We start from the raw sequence: 17,880 nt of genomic DNA, 5'->3' as shown, positions 1-17,880 counted from the left end.
CTGCCGGCCTATCGGTTCAAATCAGAACTTCACCTGAGGCGCGACCTCGACCTCGGTACGGCTGGCGCCGAGATCGAAGAAGTCCTTCCTGGTGAACCCGAACATGCCGGCGAACAGCGCGGCGGGCATCTGCTGGATGCCGGTGTTGTATTCCTGGACCGCGTTGTTGAAGAAGCGGCGGCTGGCCGCGATCTTGTTCTCGAGGTCGGAGAGCTCGGATGCGAGTTGCTGGAAATTGGCGTTGGCCTTGAGGTCCGGATAGGCCTCCGACAGCGCGATCAGCCGGCCGAGCGCGCCGGAGAGCTGGGTCTCGGCGGCGGACACCTGCGCCGGCCCCTGCGCGGACATTGCCGAATTGCGCGCCTTGATGACGTCGTCGAGCGTGCCGCGCTCATGCGAGGCGTAGCCCTTCACGGTCTCGACCAGGTTCGGGACGAGGTCATGGCGCTGCTTGAGCTGCACGTCGATGTCGGCAAAGGCCTGGCCGACGCGCTGGCTCAACGCCACCAGACGGTTGTAGGCACTGAAGGCCAGGAACACGAGAACGACGATGACGCCGAGAACGATCCAGCCGGTCGACATGGAGAACTCCTGAAGAGGGAAGAAGGCGGGCGCTAGGGTAGACCAAATTGGCGCAGGACGAGAGCCCTGGCGCGGAGGGGAGGCAAGACTTGGTCGGATCAGGAACCGTCCGAGTTCAAGGCAAAGGCCACGAATGAGGTTAACTTTCGGCAATGACGGCATCGCCCCAGCGCCAACGCCGGGCGCTTGCATAGGCTGCCTTGTCGCGGCGGGGCACCTTCGTGAGCCCAACTCCGTCCTCGGTGCAAAGCTTCGCGGCGATCTCGGCCTTGCCGACGTCCGGCGGCGCCAGCACGCGCGCGGCGCGAGTGGCGGGCGGCCTGCGGGTGAGGGCGACGTAGATGAAGCGCTCGTCCTCGAACGGCACCTCGGCACCCTTGATCTGGCGATGCGCCTGCGAGCGCGGCAGGCGCTGGCTGAAGTGGCACCAGTCGGGCGCGGCGAGCGGGCAGGGTTTTTCGTGTGGGCAGGGGGCGGAGACGTAGGCACCAGCGCCGATCAGTTGCTGGCGCAGCGCGAGGATGCGGGCGTAGCCGGCGGGCGTGCCGGGCTCGATCACGACCAGCGCGTGGCCGGCCTTGGCCCACATCGTTTCCGCAAGCTTGCGCTGATCGCCTTCGTTGAGCTCGCCGATGATGTAGCTGGCAATCACGAGATCGGCTTGCGGGACCTCGGCGAGGTTACCGCCGGCATCGCCCGGCAGATAGCGGCACTCCGCGAGGCGCGTGCTGTCGCGGGCCAGTTCGAGAGCGAGCCTGCTGAGCGTGGCGTTGGCGTCGAGCAGGGTGAAATCCTGCAGCGACGGAAACGCTTCCGCGGCAGCCCAGCTTGCGGTGCCCGGGCCGGCGCCGACATCGAGCAGCGTTTCAGGCGCAAGGTGAGGTGCGATCTCGGTCAGCGCATTCAGGCTCGCGGCGACCGCCGCATAGGTCGCGGGCATGCGCGCCAGCGCATAGGCGAGGGCATCGGCCTCCGACTTGATCGTGCCGGAGCCGCCGCCCGAGCGATAGGTGGTCGAGATCTTCTGCGAGCGCTGTGCGGCGCCGGTGCGCGAGAAGCCCTGCAGCTTGCCGTCGAGCGCGGCTTTGAGTTCGGCGGGGAGGGTGGGAGAGACCATGTTTGCCCACCCTCATTCCGGGGCGCGCGCGGCGCGAACTCTGATGCGCAATCGCGCATCAGAGGAGTTCGAGTGTCCAACATTTCGGAGTCTCGCTGCGCGAGCCCCGGAATGACATGCAAGCGATGTCACGCCACGTTCTGGTCGAGAATGTCCACGGCCTCGGCGAGGCTCACCGACACCAGCTGCGAGACGCCGCGCTCGGCCATGGTGACGCCGAACAGCCTGTTCATCCGCGCCATCGTGATCGGGTTGTGCGTGATGATGATGAAGCGCGTGTCGGTCGAGCCGGTCATCTCGTGCAAGAGGTTGCAGTACCGTTCGACGTTGTGGTCGTCGAGCGGCGCGTCGACTTCGTCCAGCACGCAGATCGGCGAGGGGTTGGTCAAGAACACCGCGAAGATCAGCGCCATCGCGGTCAGCGCCTGCTCGCCGCCCGAGAGCAGCGACAGCGTCTGCGGCTTCTTGCCCGGGGGCTTTGCGATGATCTCGAGACCGGCTTCGAGCGGGTCGTCGCTCTCGATCAGGTGCAGCGCCGCCTCGCCGCCGCCGAACAGCTCGACGAACAGGCGCTTGAAGTGGTTGTTGACGACTTCGAACGACGTCAGGAGCCGCTCGCGGGCTTCCTTGTTGAGGCTCTGGATACCCTGGCGCAGCCGCTTGATGGCCTCGACCAGGTCGTCGCGCTCGGTGACCAGACCCGTGTGCTGGGTCTCGACCTCGCGCAGCTCTTCCTCGGCGCGCAAATTGACGGCGCCGAGGCGCTCGCGGTCGCGGCGCATCTTCTCGAGGTCTTCCTCGATGTCGTGCAGCGGCGGCAGCTCCGCGCCGGGCTCGATCTCGGCGAGACCGGCGACGGCCTGTGGTTCGACCTCGAGCATGTCGCGGATCTCGCGCTCGATGTCTTCGAGCCGGCGCCGCGCGCCTTCCATGCGCTCCTCGGCGCGGGCGGTGGCCTCGCGGGCGCTGGAGAGCGCTTCGAGCGTCAGCTTGGCGACCCGGTCGGTTTCCGCCATCGCGGTCTCCGCGGTGGCGAGCGCGTCGGCGGCCATGCGGCGGTCGTTCTCGGCGTATTCGATCTCGGTGATCAGCGCGCTGCGCTTCTCGGCGAACATTTGCGGCGCGTTTTCGAGCTCGCTGCGCTCGATCGTGAGTTCGGCGATACGGGCCTGGATGGTGTCGATGTGGGAGGCCGCGCTCTCCTTGCGGTTCTGCCACTCGGTGCGCTCGGCGAGGATCGCCTGCACGCGGCGGTCGGCGAGCTCGGCCTCGCGCGCCAGCGCCTGCGCTTCGGCGCGGACCTGGGCGGCCATGCGGCGATGGGCTTCGATGTCGCTGCGAACGGCGGCGAGGCGGGTCTCGGTGTCCTCGCTCGATGGCAGCTCGGAGATGCCGGCCTGGGCGTATTCGTAGGCGGCCTCGGCCTCGGCGCGGTCGGCGGCGAGACGGCTGTGCGCTTCCGACAGCGTCGCCTTGCGGGCGGCGTGGCGGCTGATCTCGCGCTCGGCGGCGGCGTGGCGCTCGCGCGCGGCGTTGAGCTCGCGCTGCGCGGCGCGCCAGGCTTCGCGCGCAGCACCTTCGGTGCTCGCGGCCATCTGCAGCTCGGACTCGGCGTTCTCCAGCGCCTGGCGCTTGATCTGCGCGTCGATACGGGCCTGCTCGAGCTCGTTCTCGATGTCGACGAGGCGAGCGCGTTCGGCGAGGCGGCGTGCCGCGCCGGTCGGCGCATGGGCCGCGGCGACGAAACCGTCCCAGCGCCAGACGTCGCCCTCGGGCGAGACCAGCCGCTGGCCGGTCTTGAGCTGGGAGACGAGCTCGGCGCCGCGCTCGCGCGGCACCACGCCGATCTGAGCGAGACGGCGGGCCAGCTCGGCGGGCGCCTGCACATGGCTCGCGAGCGGAACGGCGCCTTCGGGCAGTTCCGGATCGCCCTCGGTGTGTCCGACATTGGTCCAGCGCATCGGCGCCGACGGGTCGATCGGCGCGTCGAGATCGTCGCCCAGCGCAGCGCCGATCGCCTTTTCAAAACCCTTGTCGACGGTGATGCCGTCGATGATCGGCGGCCACAGATTCTTGGTCTCGCCGTTGACGATCTTGGAGATGGTGCGCGCCTCGGTCTCGAGGCGCTGCACGCGCTTGTCCGCTTCGTTCAGCGGCGAGCGCGAGGATTCCAGCGTCTGGCGTGCCGCGACATGCGCGGCTTCGCTGGCCTGCGCCGCGGCTTCCGAAGCCGCCAGCGTCTGCTCCGCGGTCTCGACCAGCGCGGTCAGCTCGTCGAGATCGCCGAAGCCACCGGTGGCCTCGGTGAGCTTCTGCTCTTCGGCGGCGACGTTCGCGATCTCCTGGTCGAGCCGGGCGAGCTTGTCGCGATGGGTGCGTACGTTGGCCTCGAGCTGGTTGCGCTTGGCGGTGAGGTCGGCGAGCGCGGTGGTGAGCTCGGCGAACTGCCGCTCGGTCTCGGTCAGCACCGCCTCGGCCTCGGCCACGCGCTCGTCGACGCCGGAGCGCTTCTCGACGCGCGACCTGATCTCTTCCTTCAGCTCCGCGTCCTCGGTGTCGAGGCGCTGCAGCGCGACATCGGCGTCCATGGTCTGCTGCTGGGCGCGCGAGATGTCGCCTTCGAACTGGGCGAGGCGGCGCTCGAGCTCGGCGACGCGCTCCTTGGCGCGCTCTTCCTCGCGGTCGAGCTGCTCGCGGGCATTGGTGAGGCGCTGCAGGCCGGCCGCGGCGCGCGCTTCGGCATCGCGCAGCGCCGGCATTTCGGCGGCGCGGATCGCCTGGATGCGGGCGGCTTCGGCCTGGTGCTGGGTGCGCTCGGCCATCTCGCGCACGGCGAGGTCGTGGGTCTGGCCAGATTCGTTGACGTCGGCATGGGCGCCGATCCAGCGTAGATGGAACAGGGTGGCTTCGGCCTTGCGGACCTTGGCGGCAACCTCGCGGTAGCGCACGGCCTGGCGGGCCTGCTTCTTCAAGCCTTCCATCTGGCCGGAGAGCTGGCCGATGACGTCCTCGACGCGGGTGAGGTTGGTTTCGGCGGCCTTCAGCCGCAGCTCGGCCTCGTGGCGGCGGGCGTGCAGGCCGGCGACGCCGGCGGCATCTTCCAGCACGCGGCGGCGCTGCTCGGGCTTGGCCTGGATGATCTCGCCGATCTTGCCCTGGTGGACGAGGGCCGGCGAGCGTGCGCCGGTGGCGGCGTCGGCGAACAGGATCTGCACGTCGCGGGCGCGCACGTCGCGGCCGTTGATGCGATAGACCGAGCCCGCTTCGCGCTCGATGCGGCGGGAGATTTCGAGGATCTGGCTGTCGTTCATCGCCGCCGGCGCGGTGCGATCGGCATTGTCGATCGTCATCGTCACTTCGGCGTGGTTGCGCGCCGGACGGTTGCCGGAGCCGGCGAAGATCACCGCGTCCATGTCGGCGGCGCGCAGCGACTTGTACGAGGTTTCACCCATCGCCCAGCGCAGCGCTTCGACGAGATTCGACTTGCCGCAGCCGTTGGGGCCGACCACGCCGGTCAGGCCGGGCTCGATGACGAAGTCCGTGGGCTCAACGAAGGACTTGAAGCCGTGAAGTCGCAGGCGGGTGATTTTCATAAGCACGCATCTCTGTTGGCAGGCGCGAATCCCCTGCCGGGACAATACCATGAAAGGCAATGTCGCTATCCGGGCGAGTCGCGCGAGGCGCCTCATGCGGCTGGACAATGGCCGCGGTGCGCCGCGAGGGCAACCGGCGAAAGCTGCTTTTCCCAAGGGATTTATGCCGGGAAAGCGACGGCTTTCGAGATGCGAATCAGGATCTTGACGAGCGAATCAGCTCTTCAGCAGCGGGTTGATCTTCTTGGCGAACTCCTCGAACGAGGCCTCGCCCTTGATCTTCTCGCCGTTGATGAAGAAGGTCGGCGTCGAATCCACCTTGAGCACGTCGCTGGCATATTTCTGGTCGGCGGCGATCTTGTCGAGCAGCGCCTGGTCCTTCAGGCAGGCTTCGACCTGCTGCTGGGTGAGGCCGGCCTGCTTGCCGATCCGCGTCAGGGTCTCGGTGGTGTTCTTCATCACCCAGTCGCTCTGCTGGCGGAACAGCATGTCGGTGACGGCGAAGTATTTCGGCGCATCGCCATTGGCGATGCAGCGTGACAGCATCGAACCGGCGGCTGCTTTGATGTCGAGCGGGAACTCGCGGAAGATGTAACGCACCTTGCCGGTGTCGATGTATTCCTTCTTGATCTTCGGGAACACCTGCTCGTTGAAGGCGGCGCAGTGCGGGCAGGTCATCGAGGCGTATTCGGTGATGGTGACGGCGGCGTCGTTCGGGCCCAGCGCCATGTCGGGCAGCGACACCGGCTTCGCCACATCGGCGGCCGACTGCGCCATCGCTTCAGGGATCATGGCCTCGGAGATGAACCGCAGCGGCGAGAGCCCGGCGACCGCGGCAAGCCCGGTCAGCGACAGCATCGTGGTGAAGGCCCGGCGGGTGATGATCAAGGTCGGCTCCCGAATTGGCAAGATGTTTGCCCGAGGTTCCCATTCGGGCGGCCTGTCGCTAGCTTGAAACGTCGCCTGAGGCAATGGCGGGCGGCAGGGACCGGTCCAGTTTGGCCGCGAAATGAGGCTCAATTTCGCTTGATGGCGGCCCCGAGCCGGGCCAGCGCCGACTTGAGCTGTTCATCTTCGATGTCGCTCAGGCCCTCCGCCACTTTGGCGACCGCCTCGGGGTCCGGAGGTCCGGGCCGCTTCCGGCCGCTCGGCCGCGACAGGGGGGCCTGGCGGAAGGCCAGCTTGCCGACCGCGCTCCAGCCGAAGAAGCGGTTGACCCGTTCCAGGATCACATCGGCCGAGTGCTGGATCTCCAGCGCCATCGGGCCCTCGACCCGCAGCACCAGCGTCGCCGGCTCCTGCGGCTGGCCTTCGACAGGCCGCGGCCATTGCATCTTGAGCGGCTCGGCATGAGCCGCGATCTCCGGCCCCGCGATCTGCGCCCAGCGCGTCACCAGCTCACGCGCCGCAAAGCCCTGCTTGGCATAGGCCTCCGCAAATACGTCGTTGAGCAGGATCCCGAGCGGTTTCGCGCTGATGGGGCCGGGCTTGAAGATGGGACCGGATTTCGACATGGGGGCCTTATAGCACTGCGGGCGGGCGACCACGAAGAAAGACGTGGATCCCCGCGACTGGCGCGGGCATGACGTAGAGAGATCGGCGTCGGGCCGTTACAGTGAACGCATGAGCCGCAGATCCGCCCCGAACGTGAAATCGGAACCAGTTCTGCCGGAGACCTCAGCGCGTCCGACGCTGCTCCTCCAGTGGTACGACCGTCATCGCCGCCGGCTGCCCTGGCGCGCCGCGCCCGGCGAGGCGTCGGATCCCTATCGCGTCTGGCTGTCGGAGATCATGCTGCAGCAGACCACGGTAAAGGCGGTCGGGCCCTATTTCGAAAAGTTCGTCGCGCGCTGGCCTGACGTCACGGCGCTCGGGCGGGCCTCGCTCGACGACGTGCTGCGGATGTGGGCGGGACTCGGTTACTATTCGCGTGCGCGCAATCTCTACGCCTGCGCGGTCGCGGTGACGCGCGAGCATGGCGGCGTCTTTCCCGATACCGAGGAAGCCCTGCGCGCCTTGCCGGGGATCGGGCCCTACACGGCGGCGGCGATTGCGGCGATCGCGTTCGACCGCCGCACCATGCCGGTCGATGGCAACATCGAGCGCGTGGTGTCGCGGCTTTTTGCCGTTGAGGACGAGCTGCCGCGGGCCAAGCCGCTGATCCAGCAATTGGCGGCGACGCTGCTCGCCAACTCGCGCGCCGGCGACAGCGCCCAGGCGCTGATGGATCTCGGGGCCTCGATCTGCACCCCGAAGAAACCGGCCTGCTCACTGTGCCCATTCACCGAGGATTGCACGGGGCGTGCACAGGGAACGCAAGAGACGTTCCCACGCAAGGCACCAAAGAAGAGCGGAAGGCTGCGGCGGGGCGCCGCTTTCGTGGTGACACGCGGCGACGAGCTGCTCGTCCGCTCAAGACCCGAAAAGGGCCTGCTCGGCGGCATGACGGAAGTCCCGGGCTCGGACTGGCTGGCCGGCCAAGAGGATGCCACCGCGAAGCAGCAGGCGCCGGAGCTGAAGCGGCTGTCGCGCTGGCAGCGCAAGGTGGGTGTCGTCACCCACGTTTTCACGCACTTTCCGCTGGAGCTGGTGGTCTACACCGCGGAGGCCGAGGCCCGCACCCGCGCGCCCACAGGCATGCGCTGGGTGCCGATCGCGGCGCTTGCCGACGAAGCGCTGCCCAACGTCATGCGCAAGGTAATTGCGCACGCGCTGGATCTTTCGTCGGGCCCATCCTCCTGACGGCACGCTGGCAGCAGCGTTAAGCTATGAGGACGCGACACGGAGGCTGCCGATGGTCAAGACCGCGCTCGACAATTTTCCAAGGCCGCCCTGCGCCGAGCTGCTCGGACGGCGCCTCCTCGACGCTCGCCCCGACGAGGGCTGGATCAGGCTCGGCTTCGAGGGCAAACCTGAGTTCTGCAATCCGGCGGGCTTCATCCAGGGCGGCATGCTCTCGGCCATGCTCGACGACACCATGGGTCCGGCCGTGCTGGTGATGAGCGAGGGGCGGCTCTACACCACCACCATCAGCATGACCGTGAATTTCCTCAGCCCTGCAAAGCCTGGCCCGATCATTGGTGAAGCCAGGGTGACGCAGCTCGGCAGGACGATCGCGTTCGTCGAGGCCAGGCTGATGGCGGAGGACGGCACGGTGCTCGCGACGGCCAGCGCGAGCGAACGGTTGCTGGAGGCGGCGAGGGTGGTGAAGTGAATACAGTTTGGCCGCGCATTCTTCTTCCCTTCTCCCCCTTGTGGGAGAAGGTGGCGCGAAGCGCCGGATGAGGGGGTATCTGTCCGCGAATTCAAATGCGAGTTGGAGTCGCGGAGGCAACCCCTCACCCAAGTGAGTTCTCGTCTACCGACGTCGCTGCCCCTCCCACAAGGGGCGAGGGCACATCAATGCGCATCTCGCTTCGCGCGAGAGCTCAAGCCTCGAGCCGCTTCGCACCAGCGCTCACGATCGGCTGCTTCGCGTTCAGCGCCTCGACCTGGAATCCCGCGACGCGCTTGTAGTTCGCGGCGATGTCCTCCAGCTCCTTTTGCGACAGCACGTCGGTGACGACCTTGTAGCCATCCGGCGCGCGTTCTTCGACCAGCTGCATGACCTGCTCCGGGCCGTTCCTGCGGTTGAGCAGGACGAGGTCGGTGGTCGCGGGCCGGCGCTCCGCCTCGTAAGCGAGCAGCGCGGCTTGCGTCGGACCATGCGCCAGGATCTCGCGGGCGATGACGCGGGCATCGAGGATCGCCTGCGAGGCGCCGTTCGAGCCGATCGGGTACATCGGGTGCGCGGCATCGCCCATCAGCGTGACGCGGCCGAACGTCCATTGCGAGACGGGATCGCGGTCGACCAGCGGGTATTCATAGGCGTGCGGGCAGTTCCTGATCAGGCCAGGCACGTCGAGCCAGTCGAATTGCCAGCTTTCGAACCAGGGCAGGAACTCTTCGAGCCGCGCTGTGCGGTTATAGTCCTCGCGCCGCCACTGATAGGTCGGCGGCATGTGGCGCTCGGCGACCCAGTTGATGAGGTGGTTGCCGGCCGCATCCGGCTCTTTCGAGATCGGATAACAGACGAATTTCAGGATCTCGTGCCCGGCCATGATCATGGTGCGGCCGGTCAGGAAGGCCTGTGCCGGCGTGACGCCGCGCCAGAGGATGCGGCCGTTCCAGATCGGCGGACCTTCGTTGGGATAGAGCTTTTCTCGCGCGGCGGAATGGATGCCGTCGGCGGCGATCAGGATCGCACCGTCATAGGTCCCCGCGGCCTTGCCGGTCGCCTTGTCGATGAAGTCGGCGCGCACGCCATTCGCAGTCTCGGTCCAGCCGGTCAGGTGATGGCTGGTGAGGATATTCTCGCGGCCGAGCCGCTCGACTGCGGTGTCCAGCAGGAGCTGCTGCAGCGTGCCGCGATGGATGGAAAATTGCGGCCATTTGTAGCCGGCTTCCAGCCCGCGCGGCTCGCTCCAGATCGGCTTGCCGTGCTTGGAGAAATAGGCGAGCTCGCGCGTGCGCACGCCGCTCGCATCCAGCTTGGCCAGCAGCCCGAGCTCGATCAGCTCGCGCACAGCATGCGGCAGCACGTTGATGCCGACGCCGAGCGGCCTCAGTTCCGCGACGCTCTCGAACACTTTCACGGGAACGCCAATTCCGTGCAGGCTGAGCGCAAGCGTCAGCCCGCCGATGCCGCCACCGGCGACGAGTACCGTCATGACAAAACCCCTCCGATTGCAGGCGTCTTGGCACAGCCGGGCGGATGTGGGCAACTGCGAAGAGAATGGTGTGCTATAGACCTTAGGGACGACAGTCGTTAGCTTCCGGCTTTCCCCATGAGGTCCGACATGCTCAAGCTCTACTACGCCACCGGCACCTGCGCGCTCGCCACCTACATGACCCTGGAGGAGGCCGGCGCCGACTACACCGCCGAACGGCTGAGCTTCAAGGACAACCAGCAGAACAGCCCGGACTATCTCGCCATCAACCCGAAGGGCCGGGTGCCGGCCCTGGTGACCGACCGCGGCGTCCTGACCGAGACACCGGCGATGCTGGCTTACATCGCGCAAACCTTCCCCAAGGCCAAGCTCGCGCCGCTGGACGATCCCTTCGACTTCGCCCAGGTGCAGTCGTTCAACTCCTATCTCTGCTCGACCGTGCACATCAATCACGCCCACAAGGTGCGCGGGGCGCGCTGGGCGACACAGGAGAGCTCGTTTGCGGACATGAAGTCGATGGTGCCGAAGACCATGGCCGCCTGCTTCAAGCTCATCGAGCAGAAGATGTTCAAAGGACCCTGGGTGATGGGCGATCAGTTCACGATCTGCGATCCCTACCTCCACACGCTCTCGCACTGGCTCGAGGGCGACAGCGTCGACATCAACGCCACGCCGAAGATTGCGGATCACTTCAAGCGGATGTCGGATCGCCCGGCGATCCGCAAGGTGATGGACGCGCAGAAGGCGTAAGCTCTTGTAGGGTGAGTTAGCTCCGGGGCTGCGCTTTGCGCAGCCGCAGGTCTAACCCACCCTAATGACGCTAGGACGCCGTCCGGCTCTCCGGTGCGGGCGGCGACGTGCAGCGCCCGAGATAGCCTGACACGACCTGCGAGCTGTGCCGCTCGATGCCCTTGGCTCGCAGCCAGGTGTCGATGAGCGGCGGGATGGCCGCGCCGTACCGCCAGCGCGTCGAGAAAGCGGATAGGGCCGTCGCGTTCTTCTCACGATGCCAGCGCCGGCGGAACTTTTGCGTTCCGCCGGCGTTCCCTCGGTTTCCGGGCGCAATTGCGCCTCTGGCAACCTGCGTTCTCGGGAATTTCATGCTGGCTGGGGCTTCGGACGTTTCAACGCAGGTGGGCCGCAGCTTCTCCGGACTCCGCGAACGGTTAAGAGACGCAACGTCGGCTGCGCATCGCGAGCTCGACGCACGACTCTCATCCTTTGATCTTACCGTTCTTTCCGGTTACCACCGCTTCCTGCACGCCAGCGCGGCCGCCCTGCTGCCGCTCGAAGCCGCGCTCGTTGATGCTGGTGTCGCAAGACTATTTCCGGACTGGCCGGAACGGTCGCGCAGTGCCGCGATCGCGGCCGACCTCGGCCGCCTTGGCAGCGTCATGCCGTGGACCATATCGGTGTCCCCGCTGACCCGCAGCGGCGTGCTCGGCACCATGTATGTGCTGGAAGGCTCCCGGCTCGGGGCGAAATTCCTGCTCAAAACAGTCGCTGATTCAGCCGATCCGCGTGTCCGGGAAGCGACCGCCTATCTCCGCCACGGCACCGGCAAGCGGCTCTGGCAGAGCTTTCTGTCGAAGCTCGCAAGCGATGGCAGTTGCGACGAGGACGAAGCGATCGAGGCGGCGCGCCTTGCCTTCTCCACGTTCGAGCGGGCGGCAGACCGCGCATGAACGAGGCCGTCGATCTCACCAATTGCGATCGCGAACCGATCCACATTCCCGGCAGCGTGCAGCCATACGGCTTCCTGCTCACGGTGCTTTCCGATTTCACGATCTGCATGGCATCGGAGAATGCCGGCGGCTTCCTCGGAAAGGACGTTGCCGACCTGCTGCAGCAGCCGCTGGCGAGCGTTTTTACGGAAGCTGCCGTCGAGACCATCCGCGCCCGTGTCGATCATCTGACCGGGCCGGACGCCACCGAGCGCCTGCTGGGGATTGAGCTCCAAGCCGGCAGGCCGCCCTACGACGTCTCCATTCATTTCTCCGCCGCCTATCTCGTCATCGAGGCGGAGCCGAGTGTGAACGAGCCCGGCGTCAATTCCGGCGAACTCGTCCGGCTGATGCTGGAGCGCATCCGCAAGACGCGTGGCACGAACGAGCTTGCCCGCGAAGCCTCGCGCCAGCTCAAGGTGCTGACGGGCTTCGACCGCGTGATGGTCTATCAGTTCCATCCGGACGGGTCCGGCGAGGTCATCGCCGAGACCGCGGAGGTGGGGCTCGAATCCTTCCTCGGGCTGCACTATCCGGCCTCCGACATCCCCCGGCAGGCCCGCATCCTCTACCAGCGCAACTGGCTGCGCATCATTGCCGACATCGACGCCAGCCCCGCCGCGCTGACCTCGACCGCCACGCACAATGCCGGGCTGCTCGATCTCTCGATGAGCGTGCTGCGTTCGGTGTCGCCGATCCATATCGAGTATTTGCGCAACATGGGCGTGGCGGCCTCGATGTCGGTGTCGATCCTGCGCGACGGCAAGCTCTGGGGCCTGTTCGCCTGCCATCATTATTCGCCGCGCTACATTTCGTTCGAGAAGCGCACGGCAGCCGAGCTGTTCGGGCAGATGTTCTCCTGGATCGTGGAGGGGCGCGAGCGCGAGCGCGACGTTGCCTACGAGACCCGCGCCCACCAGGTTCAGGAGAGGCTGATCGAGATCGCGGCCTCACACGAGCACAGCCGGCGCGCGATCGTCGATTTCCTCGGCGACTATCGCAAGATGATCGACTGCGACGGCGTCGCCGTCTGGTCCGACAACGAGATCGCACTCCAGGGGGAGACGCCGACCGAGGCCGAGGTGAAGGATCTCGTCGCCTTCATCAACCGATCCTCGCCGGGACGTATTTTCGCCAGCGCCGAGATCGCCAAGGTCTATGCGGCCGGCCGATCCTTCCGCGATCGTGCGGCAGGGTTTCTCGCCATTCCGATCTCGCGAACTCCGCGCGATTGCCTGATCTTCTTCCGCCGCGAGGTCACGCGGTCCGTGAACTGGGCCGGCGATCCTGAGAAGGTCTACGATGAAGGTCCGCACGGGCCGCGCCTCACGCCGCGCAAGAGCTTCGAGCTCTGGCAGGAGACGGTGGCCGGCCAGTCAAAGCCGTGGTCGGCAGCCGATATCCGCATTGCCGAGAGCCTGCGCGTCACGCTGCTCGAGGTGATCCTGCAATTGTCCGACCTCGCCGCGCGCGAGCGCCGCGGCGCGCAGGAGCGGCAGGAGCTGATGATCGCCGAGCTGAATCATCGCGTCCGCAACATTCTGAGCCTGGTCCGCGCGCTGGTGGCGCAGAGCAAGGACACCGCGATTAGCGTGGAGGAGTTCGCCAGCGTGCTCGGCGGCCGTATCCAGGCTCTGGCGCGCGCCCACGATCAGATCACCAACCTGAACTGGGCGCCGGTCGCGTTACGAACCTTGGTCGAATCGGAGGCAGGAGCCTATCTCGGCGCACGCGCCGGGCGCGTGAAGATAGGTGGGCCCGACGTCGCACTCGACCCCAAGGCGTTCGCAACGCTCGCCCTCGTCGTGCACGAGATGATGACCAATTCCGCCAAATACGGCGCGCTCGCCGATTCCACGGGTCAGGTCGAAGTGGTCTGGAAACTCGACCCGAGCTCGAGCCTGGTGATCGAGTGGAAGGAAAGCGGCGGTCCGCCGGTGCAGCCGCCCTCGCGCCGCGGCTTCGGCACCACCATCATCGAACGCTCCGTGCCGTTCGATCTCAAGGGCGAGGCCGAGATCCGTTTCGATCTACTGGGGGTCCAAGCCAAATTCGTCATTCCCCCCAACTTCGTCGAACTGATGCCAGCCATCGCGGGAGCCGCCATGCGCATAGAAGAACAGGAAGCCGCTCGCCCGCGTATTTCCGACACGGCGCTGATCGTCGAGGACAATCTGATCATCGCGATGGCCGCCGAAGTCATCCTGCTCGATCTCGGCGCCCGCCACGTCGACACGGCCGCGACCGTCGACCAGGCCCTGCGCTCGATCGAGCGTTCGCGGCCAAGCTTCGCTCTCCTCGACCTTAACCTCGGCAGCGAGAGCAGTATCAGGGTGGCGCAGAGGCTGAGCGAGATCGGCGTACCCTTCATTTTCGCCACCGGCTATGGCGAGCGCGCGCCGATCCCGGTGGAGCTCGCATCGGCGCCCGTGGTTCAGAAACCCTACACGCTGGAAGTGGTCGAGAACGCTCTCGGCAAATTGACGCAGGCGAGCGTCTGATCGACGGCGATCGTCGAAATGCTTGCGGCGTGCTGGTCGCAGGCCAAATCCTAGCGCAACTGGCTATAAAATCAGCAGAAGTTGTGCGCGTCGCAAAGAGTCTCCGCGAAAAATCAGAAGGTTCAATTAACGAGTGTCCTCCATTGTGTGGCGGTGCAGCGTGGGTCGCAAGGACGCGACGCGCGGCTGCCAGGGTGGCCGATGACGATCCTCGAACCGGGTCGGCCACTCGAAGTCGCATGCATCTGGTGGACAGTGGGAATGCCGAAATTTCGTTTGCGGATCAGGGGACGCCTGTATGCAGGCTTCATGGCCCTGGTGGTGGTTGGTCTCGTGACGGCGGTGGTTGCCGTCTGGAATTTGCGGGCCGTGCAGGATCAGGTCGCAAAGCAATCGGCGCTATCGGACAGTACCGCGCGGGTGCTGGAGATATCGACTCACCTCCAGGCGATCCAGCGGGCCAATCTGCGCTACATCTACGACGCCAGCGAACCTGCGATGAAGGAGGCTTCGGAACGGGAAACCGCGGCGACCGAGCTGTTGAAGGTTGGGGCGCAAGGGACAGCCTCCGAGGAGCGGCGCAAGCTTTACGAAGATCTCATCAGCGACATCGCACGGATGCGGAGCTTGCGTGACAATCTCGGGGACGCCGTCAACGAGGCACGAACCGGCAAGGCGACGCTGTTGCCGAGTGGAGAAGAGCTGACCGTCAAGATGGGCAAGCTGGTCGACGTGGCGCGAGCGGCCGTCGATGAGGACACCGCGGCCCTCGTCGCGGACCTCGAATCCCGTTTGCTCCAGGTGCAGATCGCCAACTGGCGTTTCCTCGCCCTGCGCGACACCAAGGGGCCCGCCAACTTCAGGACCAATGTGGACAGGGCGATGCAGCGCCTCTCGGCGCTCGAAAAGAGCCCGCAGGCGACGGAGCTGCGCACCACGCTCGCCCCGGTGAAGACCTCGCTCGGCATCTACAAAGCCGCGTTCGAGACGACTTCCGCGGCGATGCTCCAGGCCGACGAGATCTACCACAAGAACCTCGCCCCGCTCATCGTCGAGAGCATCGCCAAGCTCAGTGTCGCCGAAACCACGTTGAAGAAGGACTACACGGCGTCGCGCTCCGCCGCCGAAGCCGTGATCGAGGGCACGACGGCCGTGCAGATGATCGCGGGCGGCCTCGCCGTCCTGTTCGGACTGACCGTCGCCTTCCTGATCGCCCGCAGCATCGTCGGTCCATTGACCTCGATGACGCGCGCGATGGGGCTGCTGGCCGGCGGCAATCTCGCGATCGAGATTCCCGGCCGTGGCAAGACCGACGAGATCGGCGACATGGCCGAGGCGATCGAGGTGTTCAAGGACAACATGGTCGACACCGAGCGCCTGCGTCACGAGCAGACCGAGATCGAGGCCCGGCAGGCCGAGAGCCGCAAGCAGGACATGAGAAACCTGGCCAATCAGTTCGAACGTGCGGTCGGCGAGATCGTGGATACGGTGTCGTCGGCGTCCGGCGAACTCGAGGCGTCCGCCGGCACCCTGACCACGACGGCCACGCGCGCCCAGGACCTGTCGACGGAGGTCGCCAGCGCCTCGCAGGAAGCCTCGGCCAATGTGCAGGCCGTTGCCTCGGCCACCGAAGAGCTCTCTTCGTCCGTCAGCGAGATCGCTCGCCAGGTGCAGGAATCCGCCCGCATCGCCAGCGAAGCCGTCGGCCAGGCGAGCCGGACCAACGAGCGCGTCGGCGAGCTCTCCAAGGCCGCCGCCCGCATCGGCGACGTGGTCGAGCTGATCAACACCATCGCCGGCCAGACCAATCTCCTCGCGCTGAACGCCACCATCGAAGCGGCACGCGCGGGCGAGGCCGGCCGCGGCTTTGCCGTGGTCGCCTCGGAGGTCAAGGCGCTGGCAGAGCAGACGGCGCGGGCGACCGGCGAGATCGGCCAGCAGATTTCCAACATCCAGGCCGCCACCGAGCAGTCGGTCGGCTCGATCAGGGAGATCAGCGGCACCATCGAGCGGCTGTCGGAGATCTCGTCGACGGTCGCTGCCGCCGTGGAGCAGCAGGGCGCCGCGACGCAGGAAATTTCCCGCAACGTCCAGCAGGCTGCGCACGGCACCCAGCGCGTCTCGACCAATATCCGCGACGTGCAGCGCGGCGCGTCCGAGACGGGATCGGCGTCCTCGCAGGTGCTGTCGGCGGCGCGCTCGCTGTCGGCGGACAGCAACCGGTTGAAGCAGGAAGTCGCAAAATTCCTGAGCTCGGTCCACGCCGCATAAAAGCAGAAGGCCACGCGCATGCGCGCGGCCTTCAAATCGCAGCGAGGTGTGATCAGGCGACCTTGGTCGTCATGTGCTTGAACATGTTGGCGCGCGCCTCATCGTCCATCTCGGCCTTGAAGGTGAACTTGTCCTTCAGCGCGATCGCCCGCGCCGCCGCCGGCCGCGTCGAGATCTCGTCCACCAGCCGCTTCACGTTCGGGTAGCGCGCAAAGGCGTCGTCGCCGAGCTTGAAGGGGACCATCCGCGCCCAGCCCCACAGCGCCATGTCGAGGATCGAATAGCTGTCGCCGACCATGTAGCTGCGGCCTTTGAGGTGAGCGTCGAGAATCTTGTAGTGGCGATCGGTCTCGTACTGGTAGCGGTTATGGGCGTAGTCGTGGTTCTGGTCCTTCGGCGCGAAATGCTTGAAGTGCACGGCCTGGCCCGAATAGGGGCCGAGACCGGTGGCGATGAACATCAGCCATGACAGCGTCTCGCCGCGCAGGCCGGCGGCGGGCAGGAACTTGCCGGTCTTCTCGGCGAGATAGAGCAGGATGGCGTTGCTGTCGAACACGATCGTGCCACTGTCGTCGATCGCCGGCACCTTGCCGTTCGGATTGATCTTGAGGAACTCCGGCGTGAATTGCTCGCCCTTGCGGGTGTCGATCTTCACCGGCTCGTAAGGCAGGCCGGATTCTTCGAGATAGAGCGCGACCTTGGTCGGGTTCGGCGAGCCGTTGAAATAGAATTTGAGCATCACACATCTCCCCCAAGTTTCTTGCCGAAAGCGGGCGCGGCGTGATTGCCGCTGGTGCCTTCTCTTGCCCGACCCGCGTCGGAGAGAGCAACCGGCGAGTTTGCCGGGCGGTGTCTGCGCCCCACGCAGATCAGCCGGCGTAACAAAGGCCGATCGCCGCCGTAAGGATCATCGCCGCACCGACGGCTTCCAGGCGCAGCCCGAGCCGCGCGGCGAGATGCATGTCGGAGGCGCGCGCCGCGCGCTCCGATCCGCGCGCATAGCCGTGGACGATGACGTCGTGATTGAAATTGTCGTGCGCCTCGTTGCTGCTGGCGAGGCCGACGCAGATCACGAGCACGCCGAACAGCGCGAGGCCGAAGAAACCGAGCAGCGCAATCAGGAACATCGGAAACATGCCGAGCAGGAAGATCGGCAGCAGCGGCACCAGCAGCAATGCTTCGGACTGTCGTCGCATGGGGCCCAACCGGTCAGGACGGGGCTGATCGGACGAATCTAGTCCTGGCGGGCGCAGCTTTCAACCATCACTGCTGTCAATCCCGGGCGCGCCTCTTGTCGCGAGCCCGGAATCCATTGGGCCGCAGGTGCTGTGGTTGGATAGATTCAGGGTTCTCGCTTCGCGAGCCCCGGAATGACGGCGAGAG

General features: G+C 66.3%; 14 protein-coding genes. 6 read left to right on the top strand and 8 right to left on the bottom strand.

What is annotated here, in order from left to right; all coding sequences use genetic code 11:
- Positions 1–21 precede the first annotated feature (21 nt).
- From ACRQ5Q_RS32540 to ACRQ5Q_RS32520, 5 genes are all read right to left on the bottom strand, one after another.
- A complete protein-coding gene (locus tag ACRQ5Q_RS32540) occupies positions 22–582 on the bottom strand; it encodes a LemA family protein (protein ID WP_439373756.1) in 561 nt (186 codons plus the stop codon).
- 139 nt (positions 583–721) lie between these two features.
- Positions 722–1,699 (bottom strand): small ribosomal subunit Rsm22 family protein, encoded by a 978-nt coding sequence (locus tag ACRQ5Q_RS32535; RefSeq protein ID WP_439394017.1) that lies wholly within the window; start codon positions 1,697–1,699, stop codon positions 722–724.
- A gap of 128 nt (positions 1,700–1,827) precedes the next feature.
- A complete protein-coding gene (gene smc / locus ACRQ5Q_RS32530; RefSeq protein WP_439373758.1) occupies positions 1,828–5,292 on the bottom strand; it encodes a chromosome segregation protein SMC in 3,465 nt (1,154 codons plus the stop codon).
- 216 nt (positions 5,293–5,508) lie between these two features.
- On the bottom strand, positions 5,509–6,180 hold the full coding sequence (locus ACRQ5Q_RS32525) for a DsbA family protein (protein WP_439394015.1): 672 nt from the start codon (positions 6,178–6,180) through the stop codon (positions 5,509–5,511).
- A gap of 128 nt (positions 6,181–6,308) precedes the next feature.
- Positions 6,309–6,806: a DUF721 domain-containing protein gene (locus ACRQ5Q_RS32520; protein ID WP_439373760.1), complete on the bottom strand. Its 498-nt coding sequence runs from the start codon at positions 6,804–6,806 to the stop codon at positions 6,309–6,311.
- Positions 6,807–6,915: 109 nt separating this feature from the next.
- On the opposite strand from ACRQ5Q_RS32520, the gene mutY reads away from it, so the two are divergent.
- Positions 6,916–8,034, top strand: coding sequence for an A/G-specific adenine glycosylase (gene mutY / locus ACRQ5Q_RS32515; protein ID WP_439373761.1), 1,119 nt, complete (start codon positions 6,916–6,918; stop codon positions 8,032–8,034).
- 52 nt (positions 8,035–8,086) lie between these two features.
- Positions 8,087–8,506: a PaaI family thioesterase gene (locus tag ACRQ5Q_RS32510; RefSeq protein ID WP_439373762.1), complete on the top strand. Its 420-nt coding sequence runs from the start codon at positions 8,087–8,089 to the stop codon at positions 8,504–8,506.
- A 214-nt stretch (positions 8,507–8,720) separates the two neighbouring features.
- Here the strand turns inward: ACRQ5Q_RS32510 and ACRQ5Q_RS32505 are convergent, their stop codons facing one another.
- Positions 8,721–10,001, bottom strand: a complete 1,281-nt coding sequence (locus tag ACRQ5Q_RS32505) for a flavin-dependent oxidoreductase (protein WP_439394013.1) — start codon at positions 9,999–10,001, stop codon at positions 8,721–8,723.
- A 129-nt stretch (positions 10,002–10,130) separates the two neighbouring features.
- Between ACRQ5Q_RS32505 and ACRQ5Q_RS32500 the strand changes: the two genes are divergently transcribed.
- The 4 genes from ACRQ5Q_RS32500 to ACRQ5Q_RS32485 all read left to right on the top strand — a co-directional run bounded on the left by ACRQ5Q_RS32500 (position 10,131) and on the right by ACRQ5Q_RS32485 (position 16,497).
- On the top strand, positions 10,131–10,751 hold the full coding sequence (locus tag ACRQ5Q_RS32500) for a glutathione S-transferase family protein (RefSeq protein ID WP_439373764.1): 621 nt from the start codon (positions 10,131–10,133) through the stop codon (positions 10,749–10,751).
- A gap of 161 nt (positions 10,752–10,912) precedes the next feature.
- Entirely contained in the window at positions 10,913–11,686 is a 774-nt protein-coding gene (locus ACRQ5Q_RS32495; RefSeq protein ID WP_439394011.1) for a biliverdin-producing heme oxygenase, read from the top strand.
- Positions 11,683–14,226: an HWE histidine kinase domain-containing protein gene (locus ACRQ5Q_RS32490; RefSeq protein ID WP_439394009.1), complete on the top strand. Its 2,544-nt coding sequence runs from the start codon at positions 11,683–11,685 to the stop codon at positions 14,224–14,226. The genes ACRQ5Q_RS32495 and ACRQ5Q_RS32490 overlap by 4 nt, the downstream gene beginning before the upstream one ends.
- A gap of 261 nt (positions 14,227–14,487) precedes the next feature.
- Positions 14,488–16,497 carry a methyl-accepting chemotaxis protein gene (locus ACRQ5Q_RS32485; protein WP_439394007.1) on the top strand — a complete coding sequence of 670 codons (2,010 nt, stop codon included), beginning with the start codon at positions 14,488–14,490 and terminating at the stop codon, positions 16,495–16,497.
- A 52-nt stretch (positions 16,498–16,549) separates the two neighbouring features.
- Here ACRQ5Q_RS32485 and ACRQ5Q_RS32480 read toward each other — a convergent pair whose 3' ends face one another.
- Entirely contained in the window at positions 16,550–17,236 is a 687-nt protein-coding gene (locus ACRQ5Q_RS32480) for a glutathione S-transferase family protein (RefSeq protein WP_439373768.1), read from the bottom strand.
- A gap of 130 nt (positions 17,237–17,366) precedes the next feature.
- Positions 17,367–17,693: a hypothetical protein gene (locus ACRQ5Q_RS32475; protein ID WP_439373769.1), complete on the bottom strand. Its 327-nt coding sequence runs from the start codon at positions 17,691–17,693 to the stop codon at positions 17,367–17,369.
- Positions 17,694–17,880 lie beyond the last annotated feature (187 nt).

It is taken from the genome of Bradyrhizobium sp. PMVTL-01, assembly GCF_051861855.1.
Classification (GTDB): Bacteria; Pseudomonadota; Alphaproteobacteria; order Rhizobiales; family Xanthobacteraceae; genus Bradyrhizobium.
This window is presented reverse-complemented; position numbering and strand designations above follow the sequence as displayed.